The sequence below is a fragment of the Conexibacter sp. JCM 18997 genome (genome assembly GCF_055391915.1).
In genome coordinates this window covers 5170061-5195932 of record NZ_AP043885.1, presented here as the reverse complement: position 1 = coordinate 5195932, position 25872 = coordinate 5170061, and the positions used below count along the sequence as shown (strand labels likewise).

Annotated in this window: 30 protein-coding genes, 1 pseudogene and 1 riboswitch; of the genes and pseudogenes, 17 read left to right on the top strand and 14 right to left on the bottom strand. The window is 73.2% G+C overall.

Features of this window, described 5'->3' with window-relative positions:
- Positions 1-2: 2 nt before the first annotated feature.
- Complete coding sequence (locus ACZ5UI_RS26055; RefSeq protein ID WP_464192712.1) at positions 3-1439, top strand: SDR family NAD(P)-dependent oxidoreductase; 1437 nt, start codon at positions 3-5, stop codon at positions 1437-1439.
- A gap of 3 nt (positions 1440-1442) precedes the next feature.
- On the opposite strand, the gene ACZ5UI_RS26050 is transcribed toward ACZ5UI_RS26055, so the two are convergent.
- Both ACZ5UI_RS26050 and ACZ5UI_RS26045 read right to left on the bottom strand, forming a co-directional pair.
- Complete coding sequence (locus ACZ5UI_RS26050; RefSeq protein ID WP_464192710.1) at positions 1443-2024, bottom strand: HXXEE domain-containing protein; 582 nt, start codon at positions 2022-2024, stop codon at positions 1443-1445.
- Entirely contained in the window at positions 2021-2644 is a 624-nt protein-coding gene (locus ACZ5UI_RS26045; protein ID WP_464192708.1) for a metallopeptidase family protein, read from the bottom strand. The genes ACZ5UI_RS26050 and ACZ5UI_RS26045 overlap by 4 nt, the downstream gene beginning before the upstream one ends.
- An 83-nt stretch (positions 2645-2727) precedes the next feature.
- Between ACZ5UI_RS26045 and ACZ5UI_RS26040 the strand changes: the two genes are divergently transcribed.
- The 5 genes from ACZ5UI_RS26040 to ACZ5UI_RS26020 all read left to right on the top strand — a co-directional run bounded on the left by ACZ5UI_RS26040 (position 2728) and on the right by ACZ5UI_RS26020 (position 5587).
- A complete protein-coding gene (locus ACZ5UI_RS26040) occupies positions 2728-2949 on the top strand; it encodes a DUF6458 family protein (protein WP_464192705.1) in 222 nt (73 codons plus the stop codon).
- A 33-nt stretch (positions 2950-2982) separates the two neighbouring features.
- On the top strand, positions 2983-3816 hold the full coding sequence (locus ACZ5UI_RS26035) for a GNAT family N-acetyltransferase (RefSeq protein WP_464192703.1): 834 nt from the start codon (positions 2983-2985) through the stop codon (positions 3814-3816).
- Positions 3817-4007: 191 nt separating this feature from the next.
- Positions 4008-4154, top strand: a complete 147-nt coding sequence (locus ACZ5UI_RS26030; RefSeq protein WP_464192701.1) for a hypothetical protein — start codon at positions 4008-4010, stop codon at positions 4152-4154.
- 22 nt (positions 4155-4176) lie between these two features.
- Positions 4177-4524 (top strand): rhodanese-like domain-containing protein, encoded by a 348-nt coding sequence (locus ACZ5UI_RS26025; RefSeq protein ID WP_464192698.1) that lies wholly within the window; start codon positions 4177-4179, stop codon positions 4522-4524.
- A gap of 13 nt (positions 4525-4537) precedes the next feature.
- The gene (locus tag ACZ5UI_RS26020) at positions 4538-5587 is read left to right on the top strand and encodes a glycoside hydrolase family 113 (protein WP_464192696.1); all 1050 of its coding nucleotides are present in this window, start codon (positions 4538-4540) and stop codon (positions 5585-5587) included.
- Between the two features lie 15 nt (positions 5588-5602).
- Here ACZ5UI_RS26020 and ACZ5UI_RS26015 read toward each other — a convergent pair whose 3' ends face one another.
- Positions 5603-5806, bottom strand: a complete 204-nt coding sequence (locus tag ACZ5UI_RS26015) for a cold-shock protein (protein ID WP_464192693.1) — start codon at positions 5804-5806, stop codon at positions 5603-5605.
- A 95-nt stretch (positions 5807-5901) separates the two neighbouring features.
- A complete protein-coding gene (locus ACZ5UI_RS26010; protein ID WP_464192691.1) occupies positions 5902-6354 on the bottom strand; it encodes an SRPBCC family protein in 453 nt (150 codons plus the stop codon).
- Positions 6355-6395: 41 nt separating this feature from the next.
- Here ACZ5UI_RS26010 and ACZ5UI_RS26005 point away from each other — a divergent pair, with 41 nt between their 5' ends.
- Complete coding sequence (locus ACZ5UI_RS26005; protein ID WP_464192688.1) at positions 6396-8135, top strand: sensor histidine kinase; 1740 nt, start codon at positions 6396-6398, stop codon at positions 8133-8135.
- Here the strand turns inward: ACZ5UI_RS26005 and ACZ5UI_RS26000 are convergent.
- Complete coding sequence (locus ACZ5UI_RS26000; protein WP_464192686.1) at positions 8099-8815, bottom strand: response regulator transcription factor; 717 nt, start codon at positions 8813-8815, stop codon at positions 8099-8101. The genes ACZ5UI_RS26005 and ACZ5UI_RS26000 overlap by 37 nt on opposite strands.
- Positions 8816-8848: 33 nt before the next feature.
- On the opposite strand from ACZ5UI_RS26000, the gene arfB reads away from it, so the two are divergent.
- Together arfB and ACZ5UI_RS25990 are read left to right on the top strand one after the other, a co-directional pair.
- Positions 8849-9262 carry an alternative ribosome rescue aminoacyl-tRNA hydrolase ArfB gene (gene arfB / locus ACZ5UI_RS25995; protein WP_464192683.1) on the top strand — a complete coding sequence of 138 codons (414 nt, stop codon included), beginning with the start codon at positions 8849-8851 and terminating at the stop codon, positions 9260-9262.
- Positions 9255-10307 (top strand): phospholipase D-like domain-containing protein, encoded by a 1053-nt coding sequence (locus tag ACZ5UI_RS25990; RefSeq protein ID WP_464192681.1) that lies wholly within the window; start codon positions 9255-9257, stop codon positions 10305-10307. Before arfB ends, ACZ5UI_RS25990 begins: the two co-directional genes overlap by 8 nt.
- On the opposite strand, the gene ACZ5UI_RS25985 is transcribed toward ACZ5UI_RS25990, so the two are convergent.
- Positions 10271-10993: an LOG family protein gene (locus ACZ5UI_RS25985; RefSeq protein WP_464192678.1), complete on the bottom strand. Its 723-nt coding sequence runs from the start codon at positions 10991-10993 to the stop codon at positions 10271-10273. The genes ACZ5UI_RS25990 and ACZ5UI_RS25985 overlap by 37 nt on opposite strands.
- Before the next feature lie 27 nt (positions 10994-11020).
- Here ACZ5UI_RS25985 and ACZ5UI_RS25980 point away from each other — a divergent pair, with 27 nt between their 5' ends.
- The gene (locus ACZ5UI_RS25980) at positions 11021-12484 is read left to right on the top strand and encodes an MFS transporter (protein WP_464192676.1); all 1464 of its coding nucleotides are present in this window, start codon (positions 11021-11023) and stop codon (positions 12482-12484) included.
- On the opposite strand, the gene ACZ5UI_RS25975 is transcribed toward ACZ5UI_RS25980, so the two are convergent.
- The 4 genes and pseudogenes from ACZ5UI_RS25975 to ACZ5UI_RS25960 form a co-directional block, all read right to left on the bottom strand.
- Positions 12481-13455 (bottom strand): PDR/VanB family oxidoreductase, encoded by a 975-nt coding sequence (locus ACZ5UI_RS25975; RefSeq protein WP_464192674.1) that lies wholly within the window; start codon positions 13453-13455, stop codon positions 12481-12483. The genes ACZ5UI_RS25980 and ACZ5UI_RS25975 overlap by 4 nt on opposite strands.
- A 116-nt stretch (positions 13456-13571) precedes the next feature.
- A pseudogene (locus tag ACZ5UI_RS25970) lies at positions 13572-14648 on the bottom strand (aromatic ring-hydroxylating dioxygenase subunit alpha); the annotation flags it as partial.
- A gap of 64 nt (positions 14649-14712) precedes the next feature.
- On the bottom strand, positions 14713-15105 hold the full coding sequence (locus ACZ5UI_RS25965; protein WP_464192670.1) for a thiol-disulfide oxidoreductase DCC family protein: 393 nt from the start codon (positions 15103-15105) through the stop codon (positions 14713-14715).
- A gap of 110 nt (positions 15106-15215) precedes the next feature.
- A complete protein-coding gene (locus ACZ5UI_RS25960; protein WP_464192668.1) occupies positions 15216-15980 on the bottom strand; it encodes a peptidoglycan-binding domain-containing protein in 765 nt (254 codons plus the stop codon).
- 125 nt (positions 15981-16105) lie between these two features.
- Positions 16106-16269, bottom strand: a riboswitch (cyclic di-AMP (ydaO/yuaA leader).
- A gap of 98 nt (positions 16270-16367) precedes the next feature.
- Between ACZ5UI_RS25960 and ACZ5UI_RS25955 the strand changes: the two genes are divergently transcribed.
- Complete coding sequence (locus ACZ5UI_RS25955; RefSeq protein WP_464192666.1) at positions 16368-18071, top strand: ABC transporter ATP-binding protein; 1704 nt, start codon at positions 16368-16370, stop codon at positions 18069-18071.
- 63 nt (positions 18072-18134) lie between these two features.
- On the opposite strand, the gene ACZ5UI_RS25950 is transcribed toward ACZ5UI_RS25955, so the two are convergent.
- Positions 18135-19262: a M20/M25/M40 family metallo-hydrolase gene (locus ACZ5UI_RS25950; protein ID WP_464192663.1), complete on the bottom strand. Its 1128-nt coding sequence runs from the start codon at positions 19260-19262 to the stop codon at positions 18135-18137.
- Positions 19263-19358: 96 nt separating this feature from the next.
- Between ACZ5UI_RS25950 and ACZ5UI_RS25945 the strand changes: the two genes are divergently transcribed.
- Positions 19359-20114 (top strand): hypothetical protein, encoded by a 756-nt coding sequence (locus ACZ5UI_RS25945; RefSeq protein ID WP_464192661.1) that lies wholly within the window; start codon positions 19359-19361, stop codon positions 20112-20114.
- 9 nt (positions 20115-20123) lie between these two features.
- On the opposite strand, the gene ACZ5UI_RS25940 is transcribed toward ACZ5UI_RS25945, so the two are convergent.
- The gene (locus ACZ5UI_RS25940; protein WP_464192659.1) at positions 20124-20693 is read right to left on the bottom strand and encodes a histidine phosphatase family protein; all 570 of its coding nucleotides are present in this window, start codon (positions 20691-20693) and stop codon (positions 20124-20126) included.
- Between the two features lie 36 nt (positions 20694-20729).
- On the opposite strand from ACZ5UI_RS25940, the gene ACZ5UI_RS25935 reads away from it, so the two are divergent.
- From ACZ5UI_RS25935 to ACZ5UI_RS25920, 4 genes are read left to right on the top strand one after another with little or no spacing between them, the layout of a single operon-like run.
- The gene (locus ACZ5UI_RS25935; protein ID WP_464192656.1) at positions 20730-21335 is read left to right on the top strand and encodes a DUF4190 domain-containing protein; all 606 of its coding nucleotides are present in this window, start codon (positions 20730-20732) and stop codon (positions 21333-21335) included.
- A 28-nt stretch (positions 21336-21363) separates the two neighbouring features.
- Positions 21364-21528 carry a hypothetical protein gene (locus ACZ5UI_RS25930; RefSeq protein WP_464192654.1) on the top strand — a complete coding sequence of 55 codons (165 nt, stop codon included), beginning with the start codon at positions 21364-21366 and terminating at the stop codon, positions 21526-21528.
- Entirely contained in the window at positions 21529-22377 is an 849-nt protein-coding gene (locus ACZ5UI_RS25925) for an ATP-grasp domain-containing protein (protein ID WP_464192652.1), read from the top strand.
- A gap of 11 nt (positions 22378-22388) precedes the next feature.
- Positions 22389-23654, top strand: coding sequence for a wax ester/triacylglycerol synthase domain-containing protein (locus ACZ5UI_RS25920; protein WP_464192650.1), 1266 nt, complete (start codon positions 22389-22391; stop codon positions 23652-23654).
- Here ACZ5UI_RS25920 and ACZ5UI_RS25915 read toward each other — a convergent pair.
- Together ACZ5UI_RS25915 and ACZ5UI_RS25910 are read right to left on the bottom strand one after the other, a co-directional pair.
- Positions 23644-25071, bottom strand: coding sequence for an FAD-binding oxidoreductase (locus tag ACZ5UI_RS25915; protein WP_464192647.1), 1428 nt, complete (start codon positions 25069-25071; stop codon positions 23644-23646). The two genes, ACZ5UI_RS25920 and ACZ5UI_RS25915, sit on opposite strands and share 11 nt — an antisense overlap.
- Positions 25064-25411, bottom strand: coding sequence for a DUF4190 domain-containing protein (locus ACZ5UI_RS25910; RefSeq protein ID WP_464192645.1), 348 nt, complete (start codon positions 25409-25411; stop codon positions 25064-25066). Before ACZ5UI_RS25910 ends, ACZ5UI_RS25915 begins: the two co-directional genes overlap by 8 nt.
- 41 nt (positions 25412-25452) lie before the next feature.
- Here ACZ5UI_RS25910 and ACZ5UI_RS25905 point away from each other — a divergent pair, with 41 nt between their 5' ends.
- Positions 25453-25872 carry a DUF2752 domain-containing protein gene (locus ACZ5UI_RS25905; RefSeq protein WP_464192643.1) on the top strand — a complete coding sequence of 140 codons (420 nt, stop codon included), beginning with the start codon at positions 25453-25455 and terminating at the stop codon, positions 25870-25872.

Sequence of the window (25872 nt, the reverse complement as noted above, 5' to 3'; positions counted from 1 at the left end):
GCGTGGAAGGCATCGACCCCGAGCGCCTGGCCGACGCCCTGCGCGTCCTGGCCGAGGCCGAGCAGCTGCCGCCCGAGCACCCCGACGCGGTCGCCGTGCGCCGCGCCACGGGCCGCCTGTTCAAGACGGTCAAGGAGCAGCGCCGGGCCGAGCGCCGCGCCGCGGTCCAGGCCAACGACCAAGCGGTCACCGCCGCCACCGCCACCGGCGCGCCCGATCGCATCGACGACGAGACCCAGGGGATCCCGCTGCGGTCGTCGTCCACCGGCGCCAGCGCCGGCACCCTCGTGCGCGCCCGCGCCTGCTACATCTGCAAGCAGCGCTACCGCGAGGTCGACGCCTTCTACCACCAGCTCTGCCCAGCCTGCGCGGCGCGCAACCACGAGCGCCGCACCGCCCGGACCGACCTGACCGGCCGGCGCGCGCTGCTGACCGGCGGCCGCGCGAAGATCGGCATGTACATCGCGCTGCGCCTGCTGCGCGACGGCGCCCACACGACGATCACCACGCGCTTCCCCCACGACGCCGCGCGTCGGTTCGCCGCGATGGACGACAGCGCCGACTGGCTGCACCGCCTGCGCGTGATCGGCATCGACCTGCGCGACCCCGGCCAGGTCGTGGCGCTGGCCGACGACGTCGCCGCCCAGGGCCCGCTGGACATCCTCATCAACAACGCGGCCCAGACCGTCCGCCGCTCGCCCGGCGCCTACGCGCACCTGGAGGCGGCCGAACGCGCGCCCCTGCCGCCCGGCCCGCTGCCCGAGCTGCTCTCGCTGGGCCGCAGCTACGCCGCCCACACCACGGACGTCGAGGCGATGCTCGGCGGCGGGGACCACTGGTCGCCCACGCCGCAGGTGCTGACCGCGCTGGCCCTGACCGCCGGCTCGGCCTCCCCCACCCGTCTGGCCACCGGCACGGCGATCGACGCCGCCGGCCTGGCGCCCGATCTCCAGGAGCACAACAGCTGGAGCCAGGTGGTGGGCGACGTCGACGCGGTCGAGCTGCTCGAGGTCCAGCTGTGCAACCAGACCGCCCCGTTCATCCTGGTCAACCGGCTGCGGCCGGCGCTCGCGGCGTCCGCCGCCCGGCGCACCTACGTGGTCAACGTGTCCGCCATGGAGGGCCAGTTCTCCCGTGGCTACAAGGGCCCGGGCCACCCGCACACGAACATGGCCAAGGCCGCGCTGAACATGCTCACCCGCACCAGCGCGCGTGAGCTGCTCGAGCAGGACGGCATCCTGATGACCGCCGTCGACACCGGATGGATCACCGACGAGCGTCCGCACCCGACGAAGATGCGCCTGGCCGAGGCGGGCTTCCACGCGCCGCTGGACCTGGTCGACGGCGCCGCGCGCGTGTACGACCCGATCATCCGCGGAGAGGCGGGCGAGGACGTCCACGGCGTCTTCCTCAAGGACTTCGAGGCGGCGCCGTGGTGAGCCTCAGCTGGTCGCCGCGTCGCGCATGCGCCGGTGCATCAGCGCGGGCAGCCCGGCGCTGAGCACCACGGAGCCGGCGACGGCCAGCGCGGTCGAGCGCTTCGTCATCCGCCCGGAGCGCTTGAGCGCGCGCACGCTCAGCGCGACGTGCGGGAGGAACCCCAGCGCCGCCGTGGCCAGGCCCGGGTTGTAGCTGCGCTCGCCCACCGCCATGCCGCTGTGCATGGCCACGTTGCCCGCCTCGATGCCGAGCACGAGCGCCGCGACGGCCGGCGTGCGCCGCCACAGCGCCAGGGCGGCCAGCGCGCTGGCCCAGCCCAGCGTGACGTTGACGTGGAAGCCGAGGCGCTCGGTCAGCGGCCACGTCGGCTGCCCGCTGCCCAGGAAGCGCTCGTTGCAGAACTCCAGGAAGCCGCCGGGGCGCACCCACTCCTCGGTCTGATGGGCCACGAGCAGCGGGAAGGCGAGCGCCGCGACCCACAGGTCGTCCTGCTCGATCTCCTCACGTCGGGCGCAGACGAGGCCCCACGCCGGTCCCAAGGAGGCAGCCGCCAGGAGCGGCCAGCGTCCGTGGGTGTCAATCACAGACCGAGGCCCTGCACGCCCATCTCGTCGAAGCCGACGTGGTGGGCCAGCTCGTGGCGGACCGTGCGCACGACCTGCTCGTGGAGCAGGTCCGGGTCGTGGCCGAAGTCGCGCCGCAGCGTGTCGCGGTAGATGACGATCCGGTCGGGCACCTCGTCGCGATGCGCGCCGTCGCCGTGGTACAGCCCGTAGGCGCCCATCTTGCGGCCGTCGTCGGAGATCACCACGGCGACGTGCTCGAGCGCGTTGCGCAGCAGGTCGGGCAGCTCGTCCAGCGCGTCGCGCACGAGCTCCTCGAAGTCGTGGTCGTCCAGCGGGTCCAGGCGCATGAAGTCCGACTCGGTCGGCTCGGCGTACAGGCCGTCGCGGGCCAGCCGCTCCGAGCGCCGCACGACCTCCTCGAAGTCGGCCTCGGAGGCCGGCTCGCGCCAGTCGGCCAGGCGGCCCATCACGAGCGTGACGACCGCGCCGAGCACGACCACGCAGACGACGAAGATGGCCGCCGACTCGAGCAGCCGCACGGGAAGCGAGGCGCTCAGGCCCTGCAGGACGGCGATCGCCGCCAGGCCCGCGCTGAGCGCGACGACGGCGGCGAAGGCGATGCGCCGAAGGCCGGGCATGTCAGGCGCGCAGACCGTGTCGAAGGATGGACGCGAAAAGCACGGCCTGCATCCGATGGATGCTAGCTGGGTAGAGGGGGTCCATGGGCATCGGAACCTCCATCTTCCTGATCGCAGTCGGCGCGATCCTCAAGTTCGCCGTCACCGCGTCGGTTTCGGGCATCGATCTCGCGACCGTCGGCGTGATCCTCATGATCGTCGGCGCCGTCGGGCTGCTGATCTCGCTCTTCCTGTTCACGCGCGCCACCGACCGGCGCCGTGAGGCCACCGTCGTGCGCGAGCGCCCGGTGGACCCGTACACCTGAGCCGCGCGGGGTCGCCGGTAATCTCGGCGGCCGATGAGGCTGGATGTCCGCCCCGCGAAAGCCGAGGAGATCGCGACGATCGTCGACGTGCTGCGGGCCACCGGCCTGGGCGCCAACGTCGGCCGTCTGCTGCGCTACCCGCTGGACTCGCCCACCGGTGACGTCCTGGCGGCGGTGGCCGGCGACGAGATCGTCGGCGGCGCCGCGGTCGCCGGGTTCGGCGCCACAGGGTGGATCGGCGCGCTGGGCGTCGCCTCGCGGGCCCGCCGCCGGGGCGCGGGCACCGCGCTGACCGAGGCCTGCGTCGCGCGCCTGCACGACTTCGGCGCGCGCACCTCCCTGCTGTTCGCCACACCCGCCGGTCTGCCGGTCTACCAGAAGGTCGGCTTCGAGACCGACGGCCTCGTCCACGCCTGGCGCGACGTCGCGCCGCCGCGCGGCCGGTCCGGCGGCGACGGTGTCCGGGCGCTCCTGCCCGCCGACCTGGCCGTCGTCCACGCGCTCGACAGCGCGGCCACCGGCGAGGACCGCGGGCCGGTCTTCCGCGCGATGAACGGCACGCTGGCCGGCCTCGTCGTCGAGCGGGCCGGGCGGGTGGCCGGCAGCGCGCTGCGCTCCCCCTGGGGTCTGGGGCCCAGCGTCGTGGCCACCGATCGGGAGGCCGGCGTCGCGTTGCTGTCGGTGCTGCGCCGGGTGCCCGGCGCGCCGCTGACCGTCAGCCTCCCCGACGCCAACACCGACGCCGTGCGCGCGCTGCGCGCCTGGGGCTTCCAGGCGATCAACGGCGCCACGCGCATGCGCCTGGGACCGCAGCCGGCGTTCCAGCCGACCCAGGTGTTCGGGATGTTCAACCTCTTCTGGGGCTAGCCGAACCCCGTCGCCCCCGCTGTGTGCGCTTGCCCACAGCCCACCCAGAGATTGTCACAAGGGTGTTACAATCTCCCGCGACGGACCGACGACGTGTCCGCAGGAGCGCCACGGAGACGGAAGCCTGTCCCCCGTCCCGACGCGCTCCACCCGCAGCACCCACAACCGCATACGACCAGAAGGATCCGATCATGACCCGACGCCTGATGTCGGTCGTGGCGCGCACCCTGCGCACCAACACCCCGACCGCGCACGACGCCGTCCACTTCCACAACGACGCCGGCCAGCCCGCGCCCTGCTTCGATGCTCGATGCGCCAGGCCGCAACTGGCGACCTAGGAGTCTCAGTACCCTCCGGCGCATGGCAGACGCCGAGCCGGACCCCATCGAGATCGGGCCTCAGGAGGCCGCTGAGCGCCAGCGCGACGGCGTGCTGATCGTCGACGTGCGCGAGGAGTTCGAGTGGGATGCCGGGCACATCCCCGGTGCCCGGCTGATCCCGCTCGGCCAGCTGACCGAGCAGGCGGCCACGCTGCCCGCCGACCAGCCGATCGTCTTCTCCTGCCGCTCGGGCGGGCGCTCGCTGATGGCCGCACAGGCGTTCCGGGCCGCCGGCCGGTCGGCCAGCTCGCTCGCCGGTGGCCTGCAGGCCTGGCAGGACGCCGGGCTGCCCATGGATCCCGAGGACGGCGTCGTCGCCGACCACTAGGCGGGGCGCCGCGTTGGCGATCGCCCTGACCGCCGTCGCGACGATGCTGACGGCGTGCGGGGGCACCAGCGGCAAGACCACGACGACGACCCCGATCGACGTGCCGCCGCTGCGCGACGGGATGGCCCGCGGCGCAAACGTGACCGCCTACAGCCCCGACGCGCTGGCCAGCGGCGACACCAATGCCGCCCTGCAGAACCTGCGCGCCCAGGGCGCCGACTTCGTCGTCTTCCCCGTCCTGTGGTTCATGCCCACCAAGGACTCCACGACGATCGCCCCGGAGACCGAGCAGACGCCGAGCGACGACTCGATCATCGCGGCGGTGCGCCAGGCCAAGGCGCTGGGCATGCGCACCGGGATCGCGCCGCACATCAAGGTCGAGGACGGCACCTTCCGCGGCGAGATCGCGCCGTCCGATCGGGAGGCCTGGTACGCGTCGTACCGCACGATGGTCGAGCACTACGCCTCGCTGGCCCAGCGCGCCAACGCCGGCCTGCTCGTGGTCGGCTCCGAGCTGGTGTCGATGAGCAAGGACACCGACCAGTGGAAGTCGATCATCTCCGACGCGCGCGGGCGCTTCTTCGGCCGCCTCACCTACGCGGCCAACTGGGTCCAGGAGGCCGAGCAGGTCCAGTTCTGGAGCGATCTGGACGCGGTCGGGATCGACGCCTACATGCCGCTGACGCCCGACGACCCGAACCCGACGATCGACGAGATCGAGGCGGCCTGGGGTCAGTGGATCCCCCGCATGAAGGCGGTCGGCGACAAGGCGGGCAAGCCCGTCCTGCTCACCGAGATCGGCTTCACCAGCCGCGAGGGCACGGCGCAGGCGCCCGCCACCGAAGGCGACGGCGCCATCAGCCAGCAGGCGCAGGCCAACGCCTACGCCGGATCCTTCCGCGCGCTGGGGCACCAGGACTGGATCGGCGGCATGCTGATCTGGGACTGGTCGGCCGAGAGCCGTACCACCGCAGGGGACTACAGCCCACAGGGCAAGCAGGCCCAGACCGTCATGCGCCGCTGGTTCGGTGGTGGCGTCGCCCCCAGCGACACCACGGGTTGAGGGGCGAGCTGGTTCTTAGATCTTCGCGACGTTGATCGCCTTGGGACCCTTGTCCCCGGCTTCTTCGTCGTAGGACACCTTCGCGCCCTCCGCGAGGGTGCGATAGCCATCCGCCTGGATGGAGCTGTGGTGCACGAAGAGGTCGCGCGAGCCTTCGTCCGGGGTGATGAACCCGAACCCCTTCTCGTCGCTGAACCACTTCACGGTTCCTGTGGCCATAGCAGCCGTTTCCTCCGATGATTCCTCTCGCCGGGGTCCTCTCCCCGGGCCGACGGCGGGAACGTACCATGTGTCACACACGCACTCATAGGGTCCTACGCGAACAGTGATGTCTCAGTTTTCGGAGCAGCCCGTTCGTCGAGGCGTCGAAGGGTCACCGCGAAGCGCCAGGCGAGCCACCGGCGAGCCCCCAATGCGAGCAGCAGACGGTCGCCGCGGCCGGCGCTGAGCACGTCCGCGACGAGCGTCACGCGCGTGGCCTGAGCGCCCTGGGCGACCAGCTGCCAGCGCACCCGCGCGGAGGTCTGACCGCCCAACATGGCGATGCCCTCCAGCTCGGTCGGGGCGACCCGCTCGGTCACGCGCACGTGCACCGTCCGGCGCACGCCGGCGGGCCCGCGCAGGCGGATCGAGCCGCCGTCGGCGTCGATGCGCAGCACCTCGGTCCAGCGGTCGGCCAGCATCCAGTGCTCACGCAGGTCGGCCAGCAGCGCCCACACGGCGTCCACGGGTGCCCGGACCTGCGCCTCCGCCGCGATCGGCCGCATGCGGGCAGCCTACGTAGGATCACCGAGGCAAGGACGCTGCCGTGCACCGCAATCTCATCACCCGCCTCGGGGTCGCGACCGGGATCGTCGCCGCGATCATCGCCCTCGTCTTCGTGCTCGTGTTCGACACGGTTCGCACGGCGCACGACGCCGCGGGCAACGCCGAGCGGGCCGAGCAGCTGGCCGACGCGGCCGAGGACCTCGACCTCGTCGTCGGCCAGGTGGCGATCGGCGTGCAGGCGCTCGAGCGCGACGAGCCGCCCGCCGGGCTGCGCGTCGCCCGCGCGGACCTCCCGGTCCTCAGCGCCCGCGATCAGCGCCTGGCCGCCGGCGACGACGCGCGCGAGCAGCGCGCCCGCGACATCGACCAGCGCCTGCAGGCGTGGCTGGCCGGCGAGGTCGATCCCGAGCTCGACGAGCGCCGCGACGTGACCACGACCGCGACCCCGCGCCTGCTCGACCTGCACGCGCGCCTACGCTCGCTGCACGACGACGAGGCGGCCCGCGCCCGCGACGAGCGCGCCACGTCCTCCAGCGCCGAGCGGCGCGCCACCGTGCTGACGATCGCCGGCCTGGGCGGCTCCGCCGGGCTGATCTTCCTGCTCACCGCCTACCTGGCCCAGTACATCGTCGTTCCCCTGCGGCGCGTCGGCCGCGCCGCTCAGCGCATCGCCGCCGGCGACCTGACCGCGCGTGTGGCCGAGGAAGGCGATGCCGAGCCCGTCGAGCTGGCCCGGTCGTTCAACGAGATGGCGTCCTCGCTGCAGCAGCGCAGCACCGAGCTGGCCCGTCGCGTGCGCATCAACGACGCGGTGCTCGACGCCACCCCCGACGCGATCGGCCTGTACGGGCCGGCGGGCGAGGTCGTCCTGCAGAACGCGCCGATGGAGGCGCTGGGCCCCGGGCTGCTCGACGACCCCGGCGAGGATCCGGACCGCGAGCTGCGCGACGAGGTGCAGCGCGACGGCCGCCTGCTGGCCCGCTGGGGCGCCCCGGTGCGCGACCACGAGGGCCAGCTGCTGGGGCGCATCGTCGTGCTGCGCGACATCACCGCCGAGCGCGAGTCCGAGCGCCTCAAGGACGAGTTCTTCGCGCTCGTCTCCCACGAGCTGCGCACCCCGCTGACCTCGATCCTCGGCTTCCTGGAGCTCGTGCTCGACGAGGACGAGCCGCTGGACCCGGCGGTCCGCCGCCAGCTGGAGGTCGTGCACCGAAACGCGCGGCGCCTGCTGCGGCTGGTCGGCGACATGCTGTTCGTCGCCCAGGCCCAGGGTGGCCGGCTGACCATCAAGCGCGGGCCGGTGGATCTGGGCGAGGTGGCCGCCGAGGCGCTCGAGGCCGCCCGTCCGGCGGCCGAGGTCGCGCGCGTCGTGCTGACGCTGCGCACGGCGGCCGTCCGACCGGTGCTGGGCGACGACGACCGCCTCGGCCAGCTGCTCGACAACCTGGTCTCCAACGCGATCAAGTTCACCCCCGCGGGCGGCGACGTGATCGTCCGCGTGGAGCCGGACGCCGCCGGCGGCGGCGCCGCCGTCGAGGTCTCCGACACCGGACCGGGCGTCGCCCCCGACGAGCAGGAGCACCTGTTCGAGCGCTTCTACCGCGCGTCCGGCGCCACGTCGGCCTCGATCCCGGGCATGGGGCTCGGGCTGACGATCGTGCAGGCGATCGCCCGCGCCCACGGCGGCACCGTGCAGCTGGCCAGCGCGCCCGGCGAGGGCTTCGCCGTGCGGGTCGTGCTGCCCTACGCCGCGGGCGGCGGCGACGCGGGCGACCGGTAGCGGTAGCCGAAGCCGCGAACGGTCTCGATCGGCACCTCACCGGACGCGTCGACCGCCTCCAGCTTGCGCCGCAGGTAGCCGACGTAGAGCTTGACCTGGCCCGGCGAGGCGGCATCGGCGCCCCACACCTGGTCGAGGATCTGGTCGCGCCCGAGGATCTGGTCGCGATGGCGGACGAGCACCTGCAGCAGGCGCAGCTCCAGCGGCGTCAAGACGACGCCCTTGCCCAGCACCTCGACCGTCGCGTTGGCCGAGTCGATGTGCAGGTAGCCATCCTCGTAGACCTCCGGGGCGGCCGACGTGCTCGTGTGCACGCGGCGCAGCAGCGCCTGCACACGGGCCAGCAGCTCCTGGCGGCCGAACGGCTTGGTCACGTAGTCGTCGGCGCCGGCGCGCAGCCCGCGGACCTTCTCCAGCTCGCTGGCGTGGGCGGTCAGCATCAGCACCGGGACGTCGCTGAAGTCGCGGATCCGCTCGAGCGCCTGCCAGCCGTCGAGCTCGGGCATGGCCACGTCGAGGATGACCAGCGCGGGGTTGTGGGCGTGCACGCCGCGGAGCGCCTCGCGCCCGTTCGCGGCCTCGATCACGTCGAGGCCGTCGCGGCGCAACAACTCCCGGACGAGCTCCCGAATGTCGGGATCGTCGTCGGCGACCAGGACGCGAGCAACAGGCACGAGCACCGTTTCTTACCAGTCACGTCAGACTCGCGTGCGATGGAGGACCCGATTCGCATCACCCGCGACCTGTCGCTGCCGCTCTCGGAGGTGCTGATTCGCACGTCGCGATCCAGCGGTCCCGGCGGCCAGCACGCGAACGTGACCGCGTCTCGCGTGGAGGCGGTGTTCGACATCCACGCCTCGCAATCGCTGTCCGATCGCCAGCGCGAGCGCCTGCTGGCCCGCTTCGGCCCGCGCGTCGTCGCCGTCGCCCAGGACGCCCGCTCGCAGTCGCGCAACCGCGAGCTGGCGCTGGAGCGCCTGCGCGACCGGATCGCCGGCGCGCTGCACGTGCACCGCCCGCGCACGGCGACCAAGCCGTCGCGCGCGGCCCGGGCGCGGCGGGTGGAGGCCAAGAAGCAGCGGGGCTCCGTCAAGCGCGACCGACGCAGGCCGACCGGCGATGACTGAGCCGATCGAGCTGACGTTCCTGGAGGACGGCGGTCAGAGCGCCGACGACGTGGCCGACCGGATCCTGGCCTTCCTGGCCCCCGCCCGGCGCTCGCTGGAGCTGGCGCTGTACGACATCCGCCTGCCCGGTCCGGTCGGCGACCGCGTGCGCGACGCGCTGGTCGGCGTGCACGAGCGGGGCGTCGAGGTGCGCCTGGCCTACAACACCAACGCCGCCGCCTTCCCCGAGGACTCGGCGCCGCCGCGCACCGATCCAGGCCTGATCGAGTCGCTGCCGCTGCCCACACGGGCGATCCCCGGCGTCCCCGATCTGATGCATCACAAGTACGTCGTGCGCGACGGCGAGGCCGTGCTGACCGGCTCGACGAACTGGACGCTGGACTCCTGGGAGCGCCAGGAGAACGTGCTGGTCGTGGTCGAGGACGTCGGGGTGGCCACGACCTACCGGGCCGACTTCGACGACCTGTGGGCCATGCGCCGCGTGCTGGGCAGCGGCGCGGACCCGGTGCGCACCTTCGGCGTCGGCCACGCCAGCGTGCGCCCGTGGTTCTGCCCCGCGCACGGGCCCGAGCTGTCGCGGCGCATCGCCACGGCGATCGCGCGGGCCAAACGGCGGGTGCGGATCGCCTCGCCGCTGCTCACCGCCCACCACATCCTGCGCGCGCTGGACGCCGCCGAGGGCGACATCGCCGGCGTCGTCGACGCCACCCAGGTCCGCCAGGTCCTGCACCAGTGGCGGATGCCGAGCTCCAGCGCCACGTGGAAGGCCGACACGCTCGTGCGGCTGCTGGAGCGCCACGGCTTCGCGGGCAAGCGCTCCGTGCCCTGGGCGGTCGACCAGCCCCACGACTTCCTGCACGCCAAGGTCGCCGTGTGCGACGACACCGTCTTCGTCGGCTCGTTCAACCACTCGCACTCGGGCGAGCAGAACGCCGAGAACGTCCTGGAGATCGAGGACGCCGCGCTGGCCCAGCGCTTCGCCGAGTGGATCGACGCGCTGCGCGCCCGCTACGACGGCGCGACGCCCTGGGCCAGCGCCGCCTGACGCATCCGGAAGGCGACCTCGTCGGGCTCGTCGACCAGCTCGACGAGATCGAGGTCCTCGGCCGAGACGTAGCCGCCGCCCAGCAGCCGGTCCTGCACCCAGTCCCACAGCGGGCCCCAGTGCTCGCGCCCGACGAGCACGACCGGGAAGTGGCGGACCTTGTCGGTCTGGATCAGCACGAGCGCCTCGAACAGCTCGTCCAGCGTGCCGAAGCCCCCGGGCAGGACGACGAAGCCGGTCGCGTAGCGCACGAAGCAGACCTTGCGGGCGAAGAAGTAGCGGAAGGTCAGCGACAGGTCGACGTAGGGGTTCTCGTGTTGCTCGAAGGGCAGCTCGATGTTCAGGCCGATCGAGCGGGCGCCGACCTCGCGGGCGCCGCGGTTGGCCGCCTCCATCAGCCCCGGGCCGCCGCCGGTGATGACGGTGAACCCGGCCCGCCCGAGCGCGGCGCCGACCGCCGTGCCCAGCGCGTAGTCCGGGTCGTCGGGCGCGACCCGCGCCGAGCCGAACACCGTCACCCCGCACTCGGTGCCGGCCAGCGCGTCGAAGCCCATCTTCAGGTCGGCCTGCATCCGGGCCAGCCGCTCGGCGTCGGTGTGCAGCGACTCGACGACCGGGGACTCGGCGGCCAGCAGCTCCTCGTCGGGGGTCAGCGGGATGCGGATCCCGGTGTCGTGCTCGGTCATATCGTTTGCTTGCTAACTTTCATGGGCATGGCCTTCGGCGTCGCCAACGATCACCCCAACTACAAGTGGTGGGCGCTGTCGTGCACCAGCCTGGGGATGCTGCTGGCCACCGTCAACTCGGGCACGCTGATCATCGCGCTCCCGGACCTCGAGCGCGCGCTGCACACCTCGCTGCTGGAGCTCGTGTGGGTGATCCTCGTCTACCTGATCGCCTCGACCGTGCTCGTGCTCACCGCCGGGCGCCTGTCGGACCTGTTCGGGCGCAAGAACGCCTACGTCGGCGGCTTCCTGCTGTTCGCGGCCGCATCGCTGGGCGCGGGCTTCGCCGGCGGCGGGACCGAGCTGCTGATCTGGCGCGTCGTGCAGGGCATCGGCGCCGCGTTCCTGTTCGCCAACGCCAGCGCGATCGTCACCGACGCCTTCCCCCGCGAGCAGCTCGGCCTGGCCATGGGCACCAACGTGATGATCGCCGCCGTCGGCCTCGTCGTCGGACCCGTGCTGGGCGGCGCGCTCGTGCTGATCGGCTGGCAGTGGGTGTTCTGGTTCAACGTCCCGTTCGCGCTGCTGGGCAGCCTGTGGGCCTGGAGCGTGCTGCACGAGCTGCACCGGCCCGACGAGATCCGCGGCCTGGACGTCGGCGGGACCGTGCTGTTCGTCGTCGGCCTGACCGCGCTGGTCTACGCGATCTCCAAGGGCGGCCTGACCAGCTGGACCGAGCCGATCGTGCTCGTCTCCTTCGCCATCGCGATCGTGCTGCTGCCGCTGTTCGTCGTGGTCGAGCGCGGCCAGCGGGCGCCGATGCTGGACCTGACGATCTTCGACGACCGCCTGTTCGCGGCGGCCTCCGCGGCGGCGTTCCTCAACGGGCTGGGCCGCTTCGCCCTGACCTTCATCTTCGTCTTCTACTACCAGGGCGCCCAGGGCGACGACCCGATCGTCGCGGGCATCAAGCTCGCCCCGATGGCCCTGGGGATGCTCGTCGCCTCGCCGCCCGCGGGCTGGTGGGCCGACCGCCACGGCTCGCGCGTGCTGGCCACAGCCGGGATGGCCGTCACCGCCGTGGGGATCGCCGGCATGACGCTGCTGCAGGCCGACTCCCCGTACTGGATCTCGGCGATCATGCTGCTGCTCGTCGGGGTCGGGTTCGGCGTGTTCAACAGCCCCAACACCTCGGCCATGATGGGCGTCGTGGCGCCCAACCGGCGCGGCATCGCGGCGGGCGCGCGCACGATGGTGCAGAACACCGGCGCGGTCATCTCGATCGCGCTGGTCATGGCGATCATCACGTCGGGCATCCCCAAGGAGACGCTGTTCAAGATCTTCTCGGGCCTGGCCGACCAGCTGCCGGCCGCGGCGATCGACGCGTTCATCACCAACATGCACACGGCGCTGTGGGTGCTTACCGGCGTCACGGTGCTGGGCACGCTGATCTGCCTGCTGCGCCCGTCGACCAGCCGGGGCATCGAGCTGGCCGCCGGCCACGCCGGCTAGACCCGCCGCCCGGTGTCGATGGTGATCGCGCCGCCGACGGCGCGCGACACGCACGTGCACAGCTTGCGCCCCTCGGCCTGCTGGGCCTCGGACAGGAACACGTCGCGGTGGTCGAGCTCGCCCTCCGCCTCGAGCACGTCGACCACGCACAGCCCGCACTCGCCGCGCAGGCAGTCCCACATCACCTCGACGCCGGCGGCACGCATCGCGCTGAGCATCGTGCGGTTGGCCGGCACGGCGATCTCGCGGTCGTCGTGGCTGAGCCGCACCACGAACGGCTCGGCCGCGAAGCGCCCGCCCGAGGCGAACGTCTCGAAGCGCAGCAGGTCCGCCGGGCGGCCGGCCTCGCGCCAGGCCTGCTGCGCGGCCTCGCGCAAGGCCTGCGGCCCACACAGGTACAGCTCGCCCCCGGGGTCCAGACGCCGCAGCTCGGCGGCGAGGTCGACCCGCCGGCCCTCGTCGGAGACGAACAGCTCCAGCCGCTCGCCGTGCAGCTGCGCCAGCTCGGTGGCGAAGGCCAGCTGCTCGCGGGTGCGCGCCGCGTAGAGCAGCCGGTAGTCCGCGCCGCGTCGGTGCAGGGCCTGGGCCATGCCGACGAGCGGCGTGATGCCGATGCCGCCGGCGATCAGCAGGTACTCGGGGCGGCCCAGGTCCAGCTCGAAGTGGCTGCGCGGCGCCGACACCTCGATCCGCGCGCCGGGCGCCAGCGCGCGCACGGCGTCCGAGCCACCCCGGCCGGCCGCCAGGCGCTTGACCGCGATCCGGTAGGCGCCGCCGGCCGGCGCGGCGCCCACGAGCGAGTAGGAGCGCACGTCGGGCAGCTCGTCGATCATCACGGCGATGTCGATGTGGCTGCCGGTCGCGTAGGACTGCGCGCCCGCCGCGGGCTCGATCTCGATCAGGCGCACGTCGGTCGCGACGTCACGCACCGCGCGGACCCGAGCGGCGGCGAAGGTGCCGCCCGCGCTCATGCCACGCCCAGGCGCCGGCGATCGGCCTCCGTGGCCTGCACGTGGACCGTCTCCGGCTCGCCCGCCGCGGCCGCCCGACCGTCGGAGACGGCGCCGGCGTAGCGCGCGTCGTCGCCGCGCTCGGCGGCCACCAGCTCGTCGATCAGCCGCCGCGCCCACATCGCGCCGCTGTCGATGTTCAGGTTGTAGAACTGCTTCTCCGGGTTGGCGTCGATCGCCCGCTGCTGGGCGTTGAGCACGATCTCGTCCTCGCCGAAGACGCCCGCGACGCCGTCGCGCAGCAGCGTGGTGATGCGCTGGTCCTCGAGGCTGTAGTTGCGCGCGAACGCCCAGAAGTAGTGGCAGCTGCCCGCGTTCTCCGGGGTCATCGTGTTGAGCACGAACCCGTTGACGCCCTGGGAGCGGTCGCCCTCCGGCGCGCCGGTGCCGGTCGGGGCGACCCCGACGTCGATGGCGATCGTGCTGGGCGGCTCGTAGTGGACGATCTGCCAGCGGTCGACGTTGCCCTCCGGCGCGTGCCCCAGCTTCCACCCCAGCTGCATCGCCCAGAACGGCGGTGCCGGCACGTCGATCATCCAGCGCGTCACGGTCACCGAGCGCGGGCCGTGGGTGACCTCGAAGGGCACCTCGGCGACCGACCGGTGGCCGATGCTCGACCCGTGCACGAACGTCTCGTGGGTCAGGTCCATGAGGTTGTCGACCACGAGCTTGTAGCTGCAGTCGACGTGGATCAGCGCGCCGTCGCCCGCCCACTCGGGATCGTCGTTCCAGTGCAGGTCGGGCACGCGGTCGGGATCGGCGGCCGCGGGGTCCCCGGTCCACACCCACACGAAGCGGTGGCGCTCGACGATCGGATAGCTGCGCACGCGCGCGGCCGGGTTGATCGTCTCCTGGGAGGGCATGAACACGCAGCGGCCCTCGCCGTTGTACATCAGGCCGTGGTAGCCGCACACGACGTCGTCGTCCTCGAGGTGCCCCTCCGACAGGGGCAGCAGGCGATGCCAGCACGCGTTCTCCAGCGCCACCGGCGACCCGTCGGTGCGCCGGTAGAGCACGAGGTTGCGCCCCGCGATGCGCCGAGGCAGCAGCTCGTGCTTGAGCTCGACGTCGTACGCGGCGGCGTACCAGGCGTCCTGCGGCCACTCCGGCAGCGCGAACGTGCCGGGCGCCACGGACCCGTTGGTGGACCCCATGCCCTCTCCTCTCTCTCAGGCTTCCTGAGAACCTACCCCGCGCGGGCGGGCCCGACGCACCGCGTCAGGCGCGACGGGCGATCTGATCGGCGGCCGCGCGCTTCCAGCGCGACGGCACCCAGCGGCTGATCGCCGTGCGGTGGTCGGCCACCCAGCGATAGCCGCGGTCGACCGGGCCGGGCAGCGCCTCGGCCAGCCAGGCCACCGGCGCGCCCGCGGGCAGCGCGCGCGCGATCACCGCGGTGGCGGCGCCCCCGGAGTGCACGACCCCGGCGTCGTCGACCACGTGCGCCGAGCGCAGGCGCTCGGGCGCGGGGACGCCGCCGCGCTCCAGCAGCGCCTGCCCCTCGGGCGACTGGATCGCCACCGGCCGCAGGCGTCGGTGGCGGTCCCAGGCCAGCAGGCGGGCGACGCTGAACCGGCAGAAGCCGCAGTCGGCGTCGTAGAGGACGATCACCGCAGCGTCAGGTGGCCCGGGCGCATCGGCGCCCGGGTGGCGCGCAGGACTGCGGTGATCGGGACCCGGCGACGCACCGGGCCCCAACCTACCGAGATGTCGACGCGGGGTTAGAGCCCCGTGGGGTGGCGGACCGTGAAGCCCGAGCTGGAGCGCTTGGCGGTCTGCCAGCGCGACGGCTTGGCGCCCGAGGTGTCGAACCGCAGGCCGGCGACGATCATGTACATGTGGTCGCCGCGGGCGTACAGGGTGACCCACTGGCCGGGCCCGGCGTCGCCCCAGGTCTCGAAGTTGCCCGAGGGCAGCGGCGAGTCGAGCAGGTCGGCGCCGTGGAGCGCGTAGGAGACCGAGCCCGAGCAGTCGTAGCCGGTGTCCTTCCACTTCAGCGTGTGACCGCCGCCGTACTTGTACGGCTTGGAGGCGATCTCGTTGCCGGCGGCGATGATCGCCTGGACCGCGGGCGGGGCGCTGGCCGGCGCCGTGGCGGTGCCGTCGGCGTTGAGGATCGCGGTCTCGCCCGGGATGCCGACCGGCGTCTGGGTGGTCGCGCCGCCCATCGTGGTCGTGGTGGCGGGCGTCGTGGTCGTCGTCGTCGTGCCCGTGGTGGTGGGCGTCGTCGTCGACGTCGGCGTGGCCGCGCCCGTCGTCGGGTCGGTCGCCGCATCGGTCTGGCGCGCGGAGGCGCCGTCGACGGCGGCCTGCTGCAGCGTGGGCGCCTCGGTCGGCTCCAGCCGCCCGTTGGGCGTCAGGCCGGCGGTCTGCTCGAAGCTCAACACGGCCCGCTTGGTGGCCGGGCCGAACTGACCGTCGGGGGTGAGGCTCTCGCCGGTCTGGCGCAACAGCTTCTGCGCCACCTTGACGTCGCTACCCGACATGCCCTGCTTGAGCGTGCGCGCTCCGAACGTGTACGCCGATGCGGTTGCCGGTATAGCGGCCACGGCAGCCGTGGTTAGGAACACGGCTACCGCGGGAAGTCGTATGTCAGGCACTACTGGGATCCCCTATCTCTTTCCAGTGCCTGCGGGGTTAGCTGACGGGCTCGCGCAGAAAGAGCAGCGCTACTCCGGCTCTCGGCCGGTGATTCGCCCCGGGCCGCTATTGGCGGCCAAGTGGTTCCCCCGCTGCCCGTCGGCGGAAACGACGGGCATTCGGCTTTGGTCATTCGACGGCGGGAACTGTAGCGAACCCTCCCGCTGTCTGTTTCCCGTAATAGTTGAGCCGTTCAACTATTAGCTAGACTGCCTCCTGTGAGAATCGCGCGATTGTTCCGCCCCTATCGCGGCCGCCTGTCGGCCGTTCTCGGGCTGATCGTGCTGTCTGCAGGGATTTCGATGGTCTCGCCGTTCCTCCTGCGCGCGATCCTCGACACGGCGCTCCCCGACCGCGACACCACGCTGCTGGCCTGGTTGGTCGGCGGAATGATCGCCATCGCCGTGGTCACCGGCGCGCTCGGCGTCGCGCAGACGTGGTTGTCGACCCAGGTCGGCCAGGCCGTCATGCACGACCTGCGCACCCAGGTCTATCGCCATCTGCAGCGGCTGCCGCTCGCCTTCTTCACGCGCACCCGCACGGGCGAGGTGCAGTCGCGCATCGCCAACGACATCGGCGGCGTGCAGTCGGTCGTCACCTCGACGGCCACCTCGATCGTCTCCAACGTCACCACGGTGCTGGCCACGATCGTGGCGATGTTCCTGCTCGATCCCCTGCTGGCCGGCTTCTCGCTCGTCGTGCTGCCGCTGTTCGTGTGGCTGTCGCGGCGGGTCGGCGCCGAGCGGCGCAAGATCACCCGCCGCCGCCAGGAGTCGATGGCCGACATCTCGACGCTGATCGAGGAGTCGCTGTCGGTCTCGGGCATCCTGCTGGGCAAGACCATGGGCCGCACCGGGGCGCTGGCCGAGCGCTTCGACGGCGAGTCGCGCAACCTGGCCGACCTCGAGGTGCGTTCGCGCATGGCCGGTCGCTGGGTGATGGCGACAATCCAGATCTCGTTCACCGCGATGCCGGCCCTGATCTACCTGTTCGCCGGCCTGTCCCCCGACGCGGTGTCGATCGGCACCGTGGTGGCCTTCACCACGCTGCAGACCCGGCTGCTCTCCCCGATCGGGTCGCTGCTGTCGGTCGGCGTCGACGTGCAGAGCTCGCTGGCGCTGTTCGATCGCATCTTCGAGTACCTCGATCTGCCCGTGGACATCCAGCCGGGCGCGCGCGAGCTGCACGGCCGCGGCGGGCGCGTGAGCTTCGACGACGTGTGGTTCCGCTACGGCGAGGACGCGCCCTGGACCCTGGCCGGCGTGTCGATCGACGTCGACCCCGGGACGACGCTGGCCATCGTGGGCGAGACGGGCGCGGGCAAGACGACGATGGGCTACCTCGTCTCCCGCCTGTACGACGTCGAGCGCGGCTCGGTGGCGATCGACGGCGTCGACGTCCGCGACGCGACGCAGGAGTCGCTGGCCGCCACCGTCGGGCTGGTGTCCCAGGACACGTACCTCTTCCACGCCTCGATCGGCGACAACCTGCGCTTCGCCCGGCCCGAGGCGACCGACGAGGAGCTCGTCGCCGCGGCCAAGGCCGCCCGCATCCACGACCTGATCGCCGGCCTGCCCGACGGCTACGACACCGTGGTCGGCGAGCGCGGCTACCGCTTCAGCGGCGGCGAGAAGCAGCGCATCGCGATCGCCCGCACCGTCCTGCGCAACCCGCCGGTGCTCGTGCTCGACGAGGCCACCTCGGCGCTGGACACCGAGACCGAGCGCTTCGTCCAGGAGGCCCTCGACGATCTCTCCGCCGGCCGCACGACGATCGCCATCGCCCACCGCCTCTCCACCGTCCGCCACGCCGACCAGATCGTCGTGCTCGACGCGGGCGAGATCGTCGAACGCGGGACGCACGAGGAGCTGATGGCGCTGGACCGCCGCTACGCCGCGCTGGTGCACGGCGGGCACGGCGAGCTGCTGGCGTCCTAGCCGGGCGCGGGGCGGCTCCGACGGGCAGCGACGGCACGCGAGCGATCGCGCTCCCCGACGCGGTCAGGCCAGCAGCGCGTCGACCATCGCCAGCGCCACCTGCGCTCGCGACTTCAACGACGCGCGCAGCACGAACTCGTGCGGGGCGTGGGCGCCGCCGCCGCGCGGGCCGAGCCCGTCGACGGTGAGCGGGATCACCGGGGCGAAGTGCGACGCGTCGGACGCGCCGCCCCGGGAGGCGGCGATGATCGGCCGGCCCAGCCGCTCGCCCGCGGAGGCGAGCAGCCCGACGGTGGCGTCGCGCGCGTCCATCGCCGGCCAGATGCGCTCGAACTCGGCGTGCAGCTCGGCGCCGCCGACCTCGGTGGGCAGCGAGGCGAGCACCGCGTGGAAGGCCTCGGTGCGATCGGCGCGCAGGTCGCAGTAGAGCTCGCCGCCGCTGGGCACGACGTTGAACGCGTCGCCGGAGTGCAGCACCGTCGGCACCGCGGTCAGGCGATCGGCGCCGCCGGGATCGTGCGCGTCGGCCACGTGCTGCGCCGCGGCGGCCAGGGCCAGCAGCGCGTTGCGCCCGCGCTCCGGGGCCGAGCCGGAGTGCGCCGACGCACCCGTCGCGCGCACGAGCAGCGTCCCCGCGGCCTTGCGGCGCACGACGACGGCGTCCTGGCCCTCCGGCGTCAGCTGGCCCGCCTCGAAGCACAGGCAGGCGTCCCAGCCGGCGAAGCGGTCGATGTGCACGAACGGCGCGCTGCGCCACTCCTCGTCGCAGACCAGCAGCAGCGTGATCTCGGCGAACTCGGACCGCCGCCCCGCCAGCGCCCGCAGGACGCCGAGCGCCAGGACGTCGCCGCCCTTCATGTCGACGGTGCCCGAGCCGATCAGCCGGTCCTGCTCGCGCAGCAGCGGCCGATGCTCCTCGTGGGAGACCACCGTGTCGAGGTGCCCGAGCAGCAGGATGCGCCGCGTGCCGGTGCCCGGGAGCCGGACGATCAGGTCGTCGGCGTGGTCGGGCGACGAGCAGGTGACGCGCTCGGTGGCGGCGGCGGACGGCAGCAGCGCGCCCACGACGCTGATGCACTCCTCGGCGCCGTGCACGTCCCCCGACGGCGACGACACCGCGACGAGCGCCTCGAGCTCGCGCTCGGCCCGCGCAGCGATCTCCTCGGCCTGCTCGGCGATCCACGCGCTCACGGCGTTGCACGGTAGCCCCCGGGTGCGCATGGCAACAGAGACGCCGGGGTATTCGGAGCGCCGAACCACCCCTGCCGCGCCCTCTGGAGGAGAAGGATGCACAAGCTGATCGGGATCGCCGCCGTGGCCGTCGCCTGTTCGGCGGCCCTGCCTGCGGCCGCCGGCGCTCAGGCCCCGCTGCCCCCGCTGCCGCTGCCACTGCCACTGCCCGCCGATCCCGGGCTGCCCGCGCTGCCGGCGCTCCCCGCCCTGCCGGTCCCGGTCCCCGTGCCGCCCGACTCGACCGTGGACCCGCTCGGCCAGGTGTTCGACGCGGCCGGCCAACTGCTGGGCGTGATCGACACGGCCACCGGGCTGTTGATCCCGGCCGCCGCGACGCCGACGCCGACGACGCCCGCCGGCACGACCGGCACGGCGACGACCGGCACCGCCCGGCCGACGACGACCACGACCACCACGACGGCGAAGCCCACCACCACCTCGACCGCGACGAACGGCGCGGCCAGCAGGGCCGACACCGTCGCGCCCGGCCTGAGCCTGCGCGTGAGCTACTCGACCAGCTCGGTCAACGCGCGCAAGAAGGGCCTGCGCGTCGTCGCCCGCTGCACCGAGGCCTGCCGGCTGACGCTGCGCCTGACCAAGGGCGCGCAGTACGCATCGGTGACCAAGACGCTGCGGGCCAACAAGACGACCGCGCTGAACCTGAAGCTGAACTCCGGCGCCAAGAAGGTCCTGGCCCGGGCCCAGCGCGGGACGAAGCTGACGCTGCGCGGCCAGGCGACCGACACGGCCGGCAACCGCTCCAAGATCCTCAGCCGCACCGCGATCGTCCGCGGCGTCGGCCAGCGCTAGGTCAGCGACTCACAGGTTCCATTTCGCCACGGCGGCCTGACCGTGCTCGCTGCCGAGCACGCTCACGCCGGCCGGGGCGAACAGGAAGCGCCGCCCCTCGGCGGGATCCAGCGACAGCCAGCGCGCGGTGAGGATGCGCAGCGCGTGCCCGTGGCCGAACAGCAGGATCCGCTGCGGTGACTGCGCCTTGAGGTCGGCGATCAGGCTGTCCATCCGGGCGCCCACGTCGGCGGCGGACTCGCCGCCGGGGCAGCCGTCGCGCCACAGGTCCCAGTCGGGCCGGGTCTCGTGGATCTGCGCGGTGGTGATCCCCTCGTACTCGCCGTAGTCGAACTCGCGCAGGCGGTCGTCGGGCTGCGGATCGAACCCGGCCAGGTGCGCGGTGTCGAGCGCGCGGCTCAGCGGGCTGGAGCGCACGATGTCGAACGCGACGCCCTCGAGCTTGGGCTGCAGCGCCCGGGCCGCCGCCTCGCCGTCGGCGTTGAGCTTGATGTCGGTGCTGCCGGTGTGCTGGCGCGACACCGTCCACGCGGTGTCGCCGTGGCGGGCCAACCAGAGCTCGGGAAGCGCGTCGGTCATCGGGCAAGTGTCGCGCAACCTGCTTCAATCGCGCCGATGAGCGGAGACGACACGAACCGGGATGCCGAGCGCGCCTTCGGTGGCGACGCCCCCTCATCCGGGGCCGACGCCTTCGGTGGCGGCGGGTTCCAGCCGCCGTCGACCCCGCCCACGGCGCCGTCGACGCCGCCCCGCCCGCAGTCCGCGCCCGTGCCCGCGCCCACCCACGGCGGCTTCGTCCCGCCGGAGATGCCCGCCGCCGACCCGGTCGCGCCGCCCCCGCCTCCGCCCCCGCAGTCGCAGCCGTCGCCGGCCGGCCCGGCCCCCACATCGACCTGGCCGCCGGTCCGCGACCCCGCCACCACCGCGGGCCACGCCTCCACCTGGCCGCCGCCCGATCCCGGCTACAAGCTGCCGGCCGCCGCGGGCGCGACCGCATCGCTGGTGCTGGGGATCATCAGCTGGATCATCTGCCCGATCGTCCTGTCGATCCCGGCGATCATCCTGTCGCGCAAGGCGCGGGCCGAGATCGACGCCAGCCCGACCCCGCTGGGCGGGAAGGACAGCGCCTCGGCGGGCTTCTGGCTGGGCATCTCCTCGCTGATCGTGTGGGGCGGCTTCCTGATCATCGAGATCCTCATCGAGGTGTCACGGAACAGCTGACGGGCCGGCCCGGTATTCTCCCCCGCGCATGTTCGCCGCCAGCCAAGCCTTCCTGATGACCTTCGGCCTGGTCATCGTCTTCCTCGTCGGCCTGCCCGTCCTGGTCAATGTCCTCGTCGTGTTCATCGCCGCGCAGGTGGGCGGCGAGCGCCAGGACAACCTGCAGTACGAGCGCGAGCACCCGAACCCGTAAGTGCCGCGGATCGCGCTGGCGACCTGCGCGGACCTGCCCGACCTCGATCCGGACGATCGCCTGGTCGTCGCGCCGCTGGCCCAGCGGGGCATCGAAGCCGTCCCGGTGATCTGGGACGACCCGGCCGCTGACTGGGCCGCGTTCGACCTGACCGTCGTGCGCAACCCGTGGGACTACATCCTGCGTCGCGACGCGTTCGTCTCCTGGGCCGAGTCGGTGCCGCGGCTGGCCAACGCCGCCGACGTGATCGCCTGGAACACCGACAAGCGCTACCTGCAGGAGCTGGATGCCGCCGGTCTGCCGATCGTGCCGACGGTGTTCGTCGCGCCCGGCCAGAGTCGGGTCGTCGAAGCGGCCGACGCCGCCGAGCTCGTCGTCAAGCCGACGGTCTCGGCGGGCTCGCAGGACACCGTGCGCGTCACCCCGGCCGCCGTCGCCGAGCACATCGGCCGGCTGCACGCCAAGGACAAGACCGCGATGGTCCAGCCCTACCTGAGCGAGGTCGACACGGCCGGCGAGACCGCCCTGCTGTACTTCAACGGCGCCTTCTCCCACGCCATCCGCAAGGGTCCGATGCTCACCCCCGGCGAGGTCAAGGACCCCGAGCTGTTCTACGCCGAGGAGATCTCGGCCCGCGAGCCGTCCGCCGCCGAGCGGGCGCTGGGCGACCGGGTCATGGCCTACGTGCTCGATCGCTTCGGGACGCCGCTGTACGCGCGCGTCGACCTGCTCCCGTTCGGCGACGCCCCGGTGATCATCGAGCTCGAGCTGACCGAGCCGTCCCTGTTCGTCGGCTACGCCGACGGAGCGCCCGAGCGCTTCGCCGACGCGATCGCCGCCGTCCTGTAGCGTCGCCACCGATGGAGGCGGCGATCCCCCTCGGACCCGAGGACCGCACGATCCTGAAGGTCGAAGGACCGACGGTCGCCGGGCACACGTGCAAGGTCATCTCGGTCGGCACCGGTGCGCCTGACATCACGGCGCTGCGCGCGTCGATCGCCGCGCGCCTGCCCAACGTCCCGCAGCTGACCTGGCGCCTGAACGGCGACGACGCCGCGCCCGCGTGGGTGGTCGATCCCGACTTCGACATCGACCGCCACGTGACGGCGGCCGCGCTGGACGCGCCGGTCGACGACGCGGCGCTGACCGCCGAGGTCGCACGCCGCTTCGAGCAGCGCCTGGACCGCGACCGGCCGCTGTGGCACATGGAGCTCGTGCCCACCGCCGACGACGGCGCGGCGATCGTGTGGCGCATCCACCACGCCCTGGCCGACGGCACGACCGCGATGCGCTTCGCCCGCGACGTCCTGTGGGACGCCGTCGGCGCCGATCCGGCCAGCGCGCCGGCCGCGCACCCGTCCAACCCGGCCCAACAGGCCGACGACGAGCGCCGCCGCCAGCACCTGGCCGGCTTCCTGCGCCGCGAGTTCGCCCGCTCGCATCAACGCTCGCCGTTCGACGGGCGCATCGGCACACAACGGGCGATCTCGTTCGCGGCCATCCCGCTGGCGCCGTTGCACGACGCGGCCAAGGGCCACTGCGGCGCGACGCTCAACGACGCGGTGCTGTCGGTCGTCGCGGGCGCGCTGCGCCGCTGGGTGCTGGCCCACCACGGTCGCCTGGGCGAGGTGCGCGTGCGCGTGCCGGTCAGCCTGCACCGCGAGGGCGACGACGCGCTCAACCGCGACTCGTTCTTCAGCGTCGCGCTGCCGCTCAACGAGTCCGATCCGCTGACGCGGCTGATGCTCGTCCACGAGGCCACGCGCCAGCGCAAGGACGACCACGACGCCGAGACGATGGACGACCTGCTCAACGAGCTGGGGCGGATGTCCCCGCGCCTGCGCGAGCTGGCCCGTCAGATCCAGGGCAGCCCCCGCCGGTTCGCCGTCAACGTCTCCAACGTCCCGGGCCCACGCCAGGCGGTGTCGATCCTGGGCGCGCCCGTGCGCGCGCTGCACTCGATCGCCGAGATCGGCGAGCGTCACGCGCTGCGCGTCGCCGTCGTGTCGATGGCCGGCACGCTCGGCTTCGGCTTCTGCGCCGACCCGGCGATCGTCACCGACCTCGAGGTGATGGCCCGCGGCGTGGAGATCGAGGCCGACGCGCTCGTGGCCGCTACGGCGTGATGCCCTGCGCGAAGCGGAACACCTGGTGGGGGTCGTAGCGCGCCTTGACCGCCTGCAGCCGCGGCCAGTTCTGCCCGTAGTAGGCCTGCTGCCAGCCGCCCAGCTGCGGGTCGATGTAGTTCTGGTAGCACTGCCCCGAGGCGTACGGCGCCATCGCCCGGCGGGTCGTCTGCACCCATGAGGTCGAGCTGCCGGGGGCGTAGTACTGGATCGCGAACAGCTGGCGGCGATGGACGAAGGCGGTGGCGTCGGGCGCGACGCGGTTGATCGCCCCGCCGTAGGCGTCGAACAGCAGGGTGCCGCCGCCGCGCTGCACGGCGCCGATCGCCGCGGCCCGGCCGCGCGCGGACAGCGGCTTGGCGAAGTAGTCCGAGCCGGCATCGAACGGCTGGGGCGAGAAGCGATCGCACTCGTCGACGGTCTCGCCCGAGCAGCCGGCCCAGCGCTGCATCATGGCCAGGTAGCCCAGCGTGCCGATGCTCAGCGAGGCGCCGCTGACCTGCAGCAGCGGGCCGATCAGCTTGCGCAGCTGCGCCTGTGAGCCCAGCAGCTGCCCCTGACAGGAGGCCGAGCGGCCGGCGGCCAGCGTGAACAGGGCGGTCAGCGCGCCGGGCGCGTGCGGGGCCAGCTTCTGCCAGGCGGCCAACGCCTCGCTGGCCTGCGACCACGGGTAGGTGATGCGAAACCAGCTCGCGCTGGAGACGCGATGGGCGCGCAGCTGCAGGCGCGTGACGATCCCGAAGTTGCCGCCGCCCCCGCCCTTGCAGGCCCAGAACAAGCCCGGGTTGGAGGTGGCGTCGGCCGTGCGCACCTGACCGTCGGCGGTGACGATCTGCACCGCGCGGATGTTGTCGCAGGTCATCCCGAAGGCCCGGCCGGCCAGCCCCATGCCGCCGCCCAGCGCCAGTCCGCCGAGGCCGACGGTCGGGCACGTGCCGCCGGGAACGGTGGCGCCGCGCCGCGACAGGGCCGCGTACAGGTCGATCAGGTTCGTGCCCGCGCCGGCGGTCACCGTCGAGCCGCTCAGCGAGACCGAGTCGAAACGGCGCAGGTCGACGACCAGCCCGCCCTGGACGGTGCAGTAGCCCGCGTAGGAGTGGCCGCCCGAACGGGCGCGGATCGGCACGTCGTGGCGCGCGGCCCAGCGCACGCAGGCCTGCACGTCGGCGGCGTTGGCCGCCTGCACGACGGCCAGCGGCTTGGCGCCCGCGTAGCGCGAGTTGAACACGAACGCGGCCGAGTTGGACGGCAGCAGCATCGGCCCCTTCAGCTGCCGGCGCAGCGACTGCAGCGCCGGGCTCGGCCGCGCACCCGCCTGGCCGGCCAGCACGAACCCGGGGATCAGCAACGCGGCGCCGCCGGCCGCGGCGCGCCCGACGAGCGCGCGCCGGGTCAGCGAGCCGCTGCCGTCAGTCATCGCCGACGGCCGCGCCGATGATGATCAGCACCGCGAGCAGGGCGATGCCGACGATGCCGCAGACCAGACCGGCGGTGGCCATGCCGCGGCCGGTCTTCTCCGGGAAGGGGCCGGCCGTCTCGTTGCGGCCGAGCACCCCGAAGACGATGCCCAGGATCGCGGGCACGACGCCGACCAGGCACCAGGTGGTCAGCAGGCCGATGACCCCGAGCACGAGCGCGGCGATGGCGAACCCGGACTGGCCGCCGGTCGGCGCGGCCGAGGCGCCGGCGGGCGAGCCGAAGGCGGCGCTCGGCGGGCTGCCGGACGTTCCGAACGGGTCAGGCGGTTCCGACGACATCGGCGAGTTATCGCACACTTCGTAGACTGCGACCGTCGCCGATGCCGCACCTCGCGCACCGCAACCGGCTGAGCCGCTCGGCGAGCATCGGCCTCCTGGTGGTCGGCCTCCTGCCCTTCCTGATCGGCGCCAACCTGCAGGTCAGCGGCGGTCATCTGGACGCGGTCTCGCTGCCCTGTCCGTTCCGCGAGGCGACCGGCCTTCCGTGCCCGTTGTGCGGGTCGACGCGGGCGGTCGTGCTGGCCAGCCACCTGGACGCGGGCTTCGGCTCCTACAACGCCGTGATGGTCGCCGTCCTGCTCGGGCTGGCCGGGCTCGGCCTGGCCGGCCTGCTGGTCAGCCGGCGGCCGGGCGCGGGGCTCCGCCTGCCCGCGACCCGATGGCTGGTCGCGGGCGGCGTGACCACCGTTGCCGTGCTGTGGTCGTGGACGCTCGTCCACCACAGCACGATCGTCAGTTGA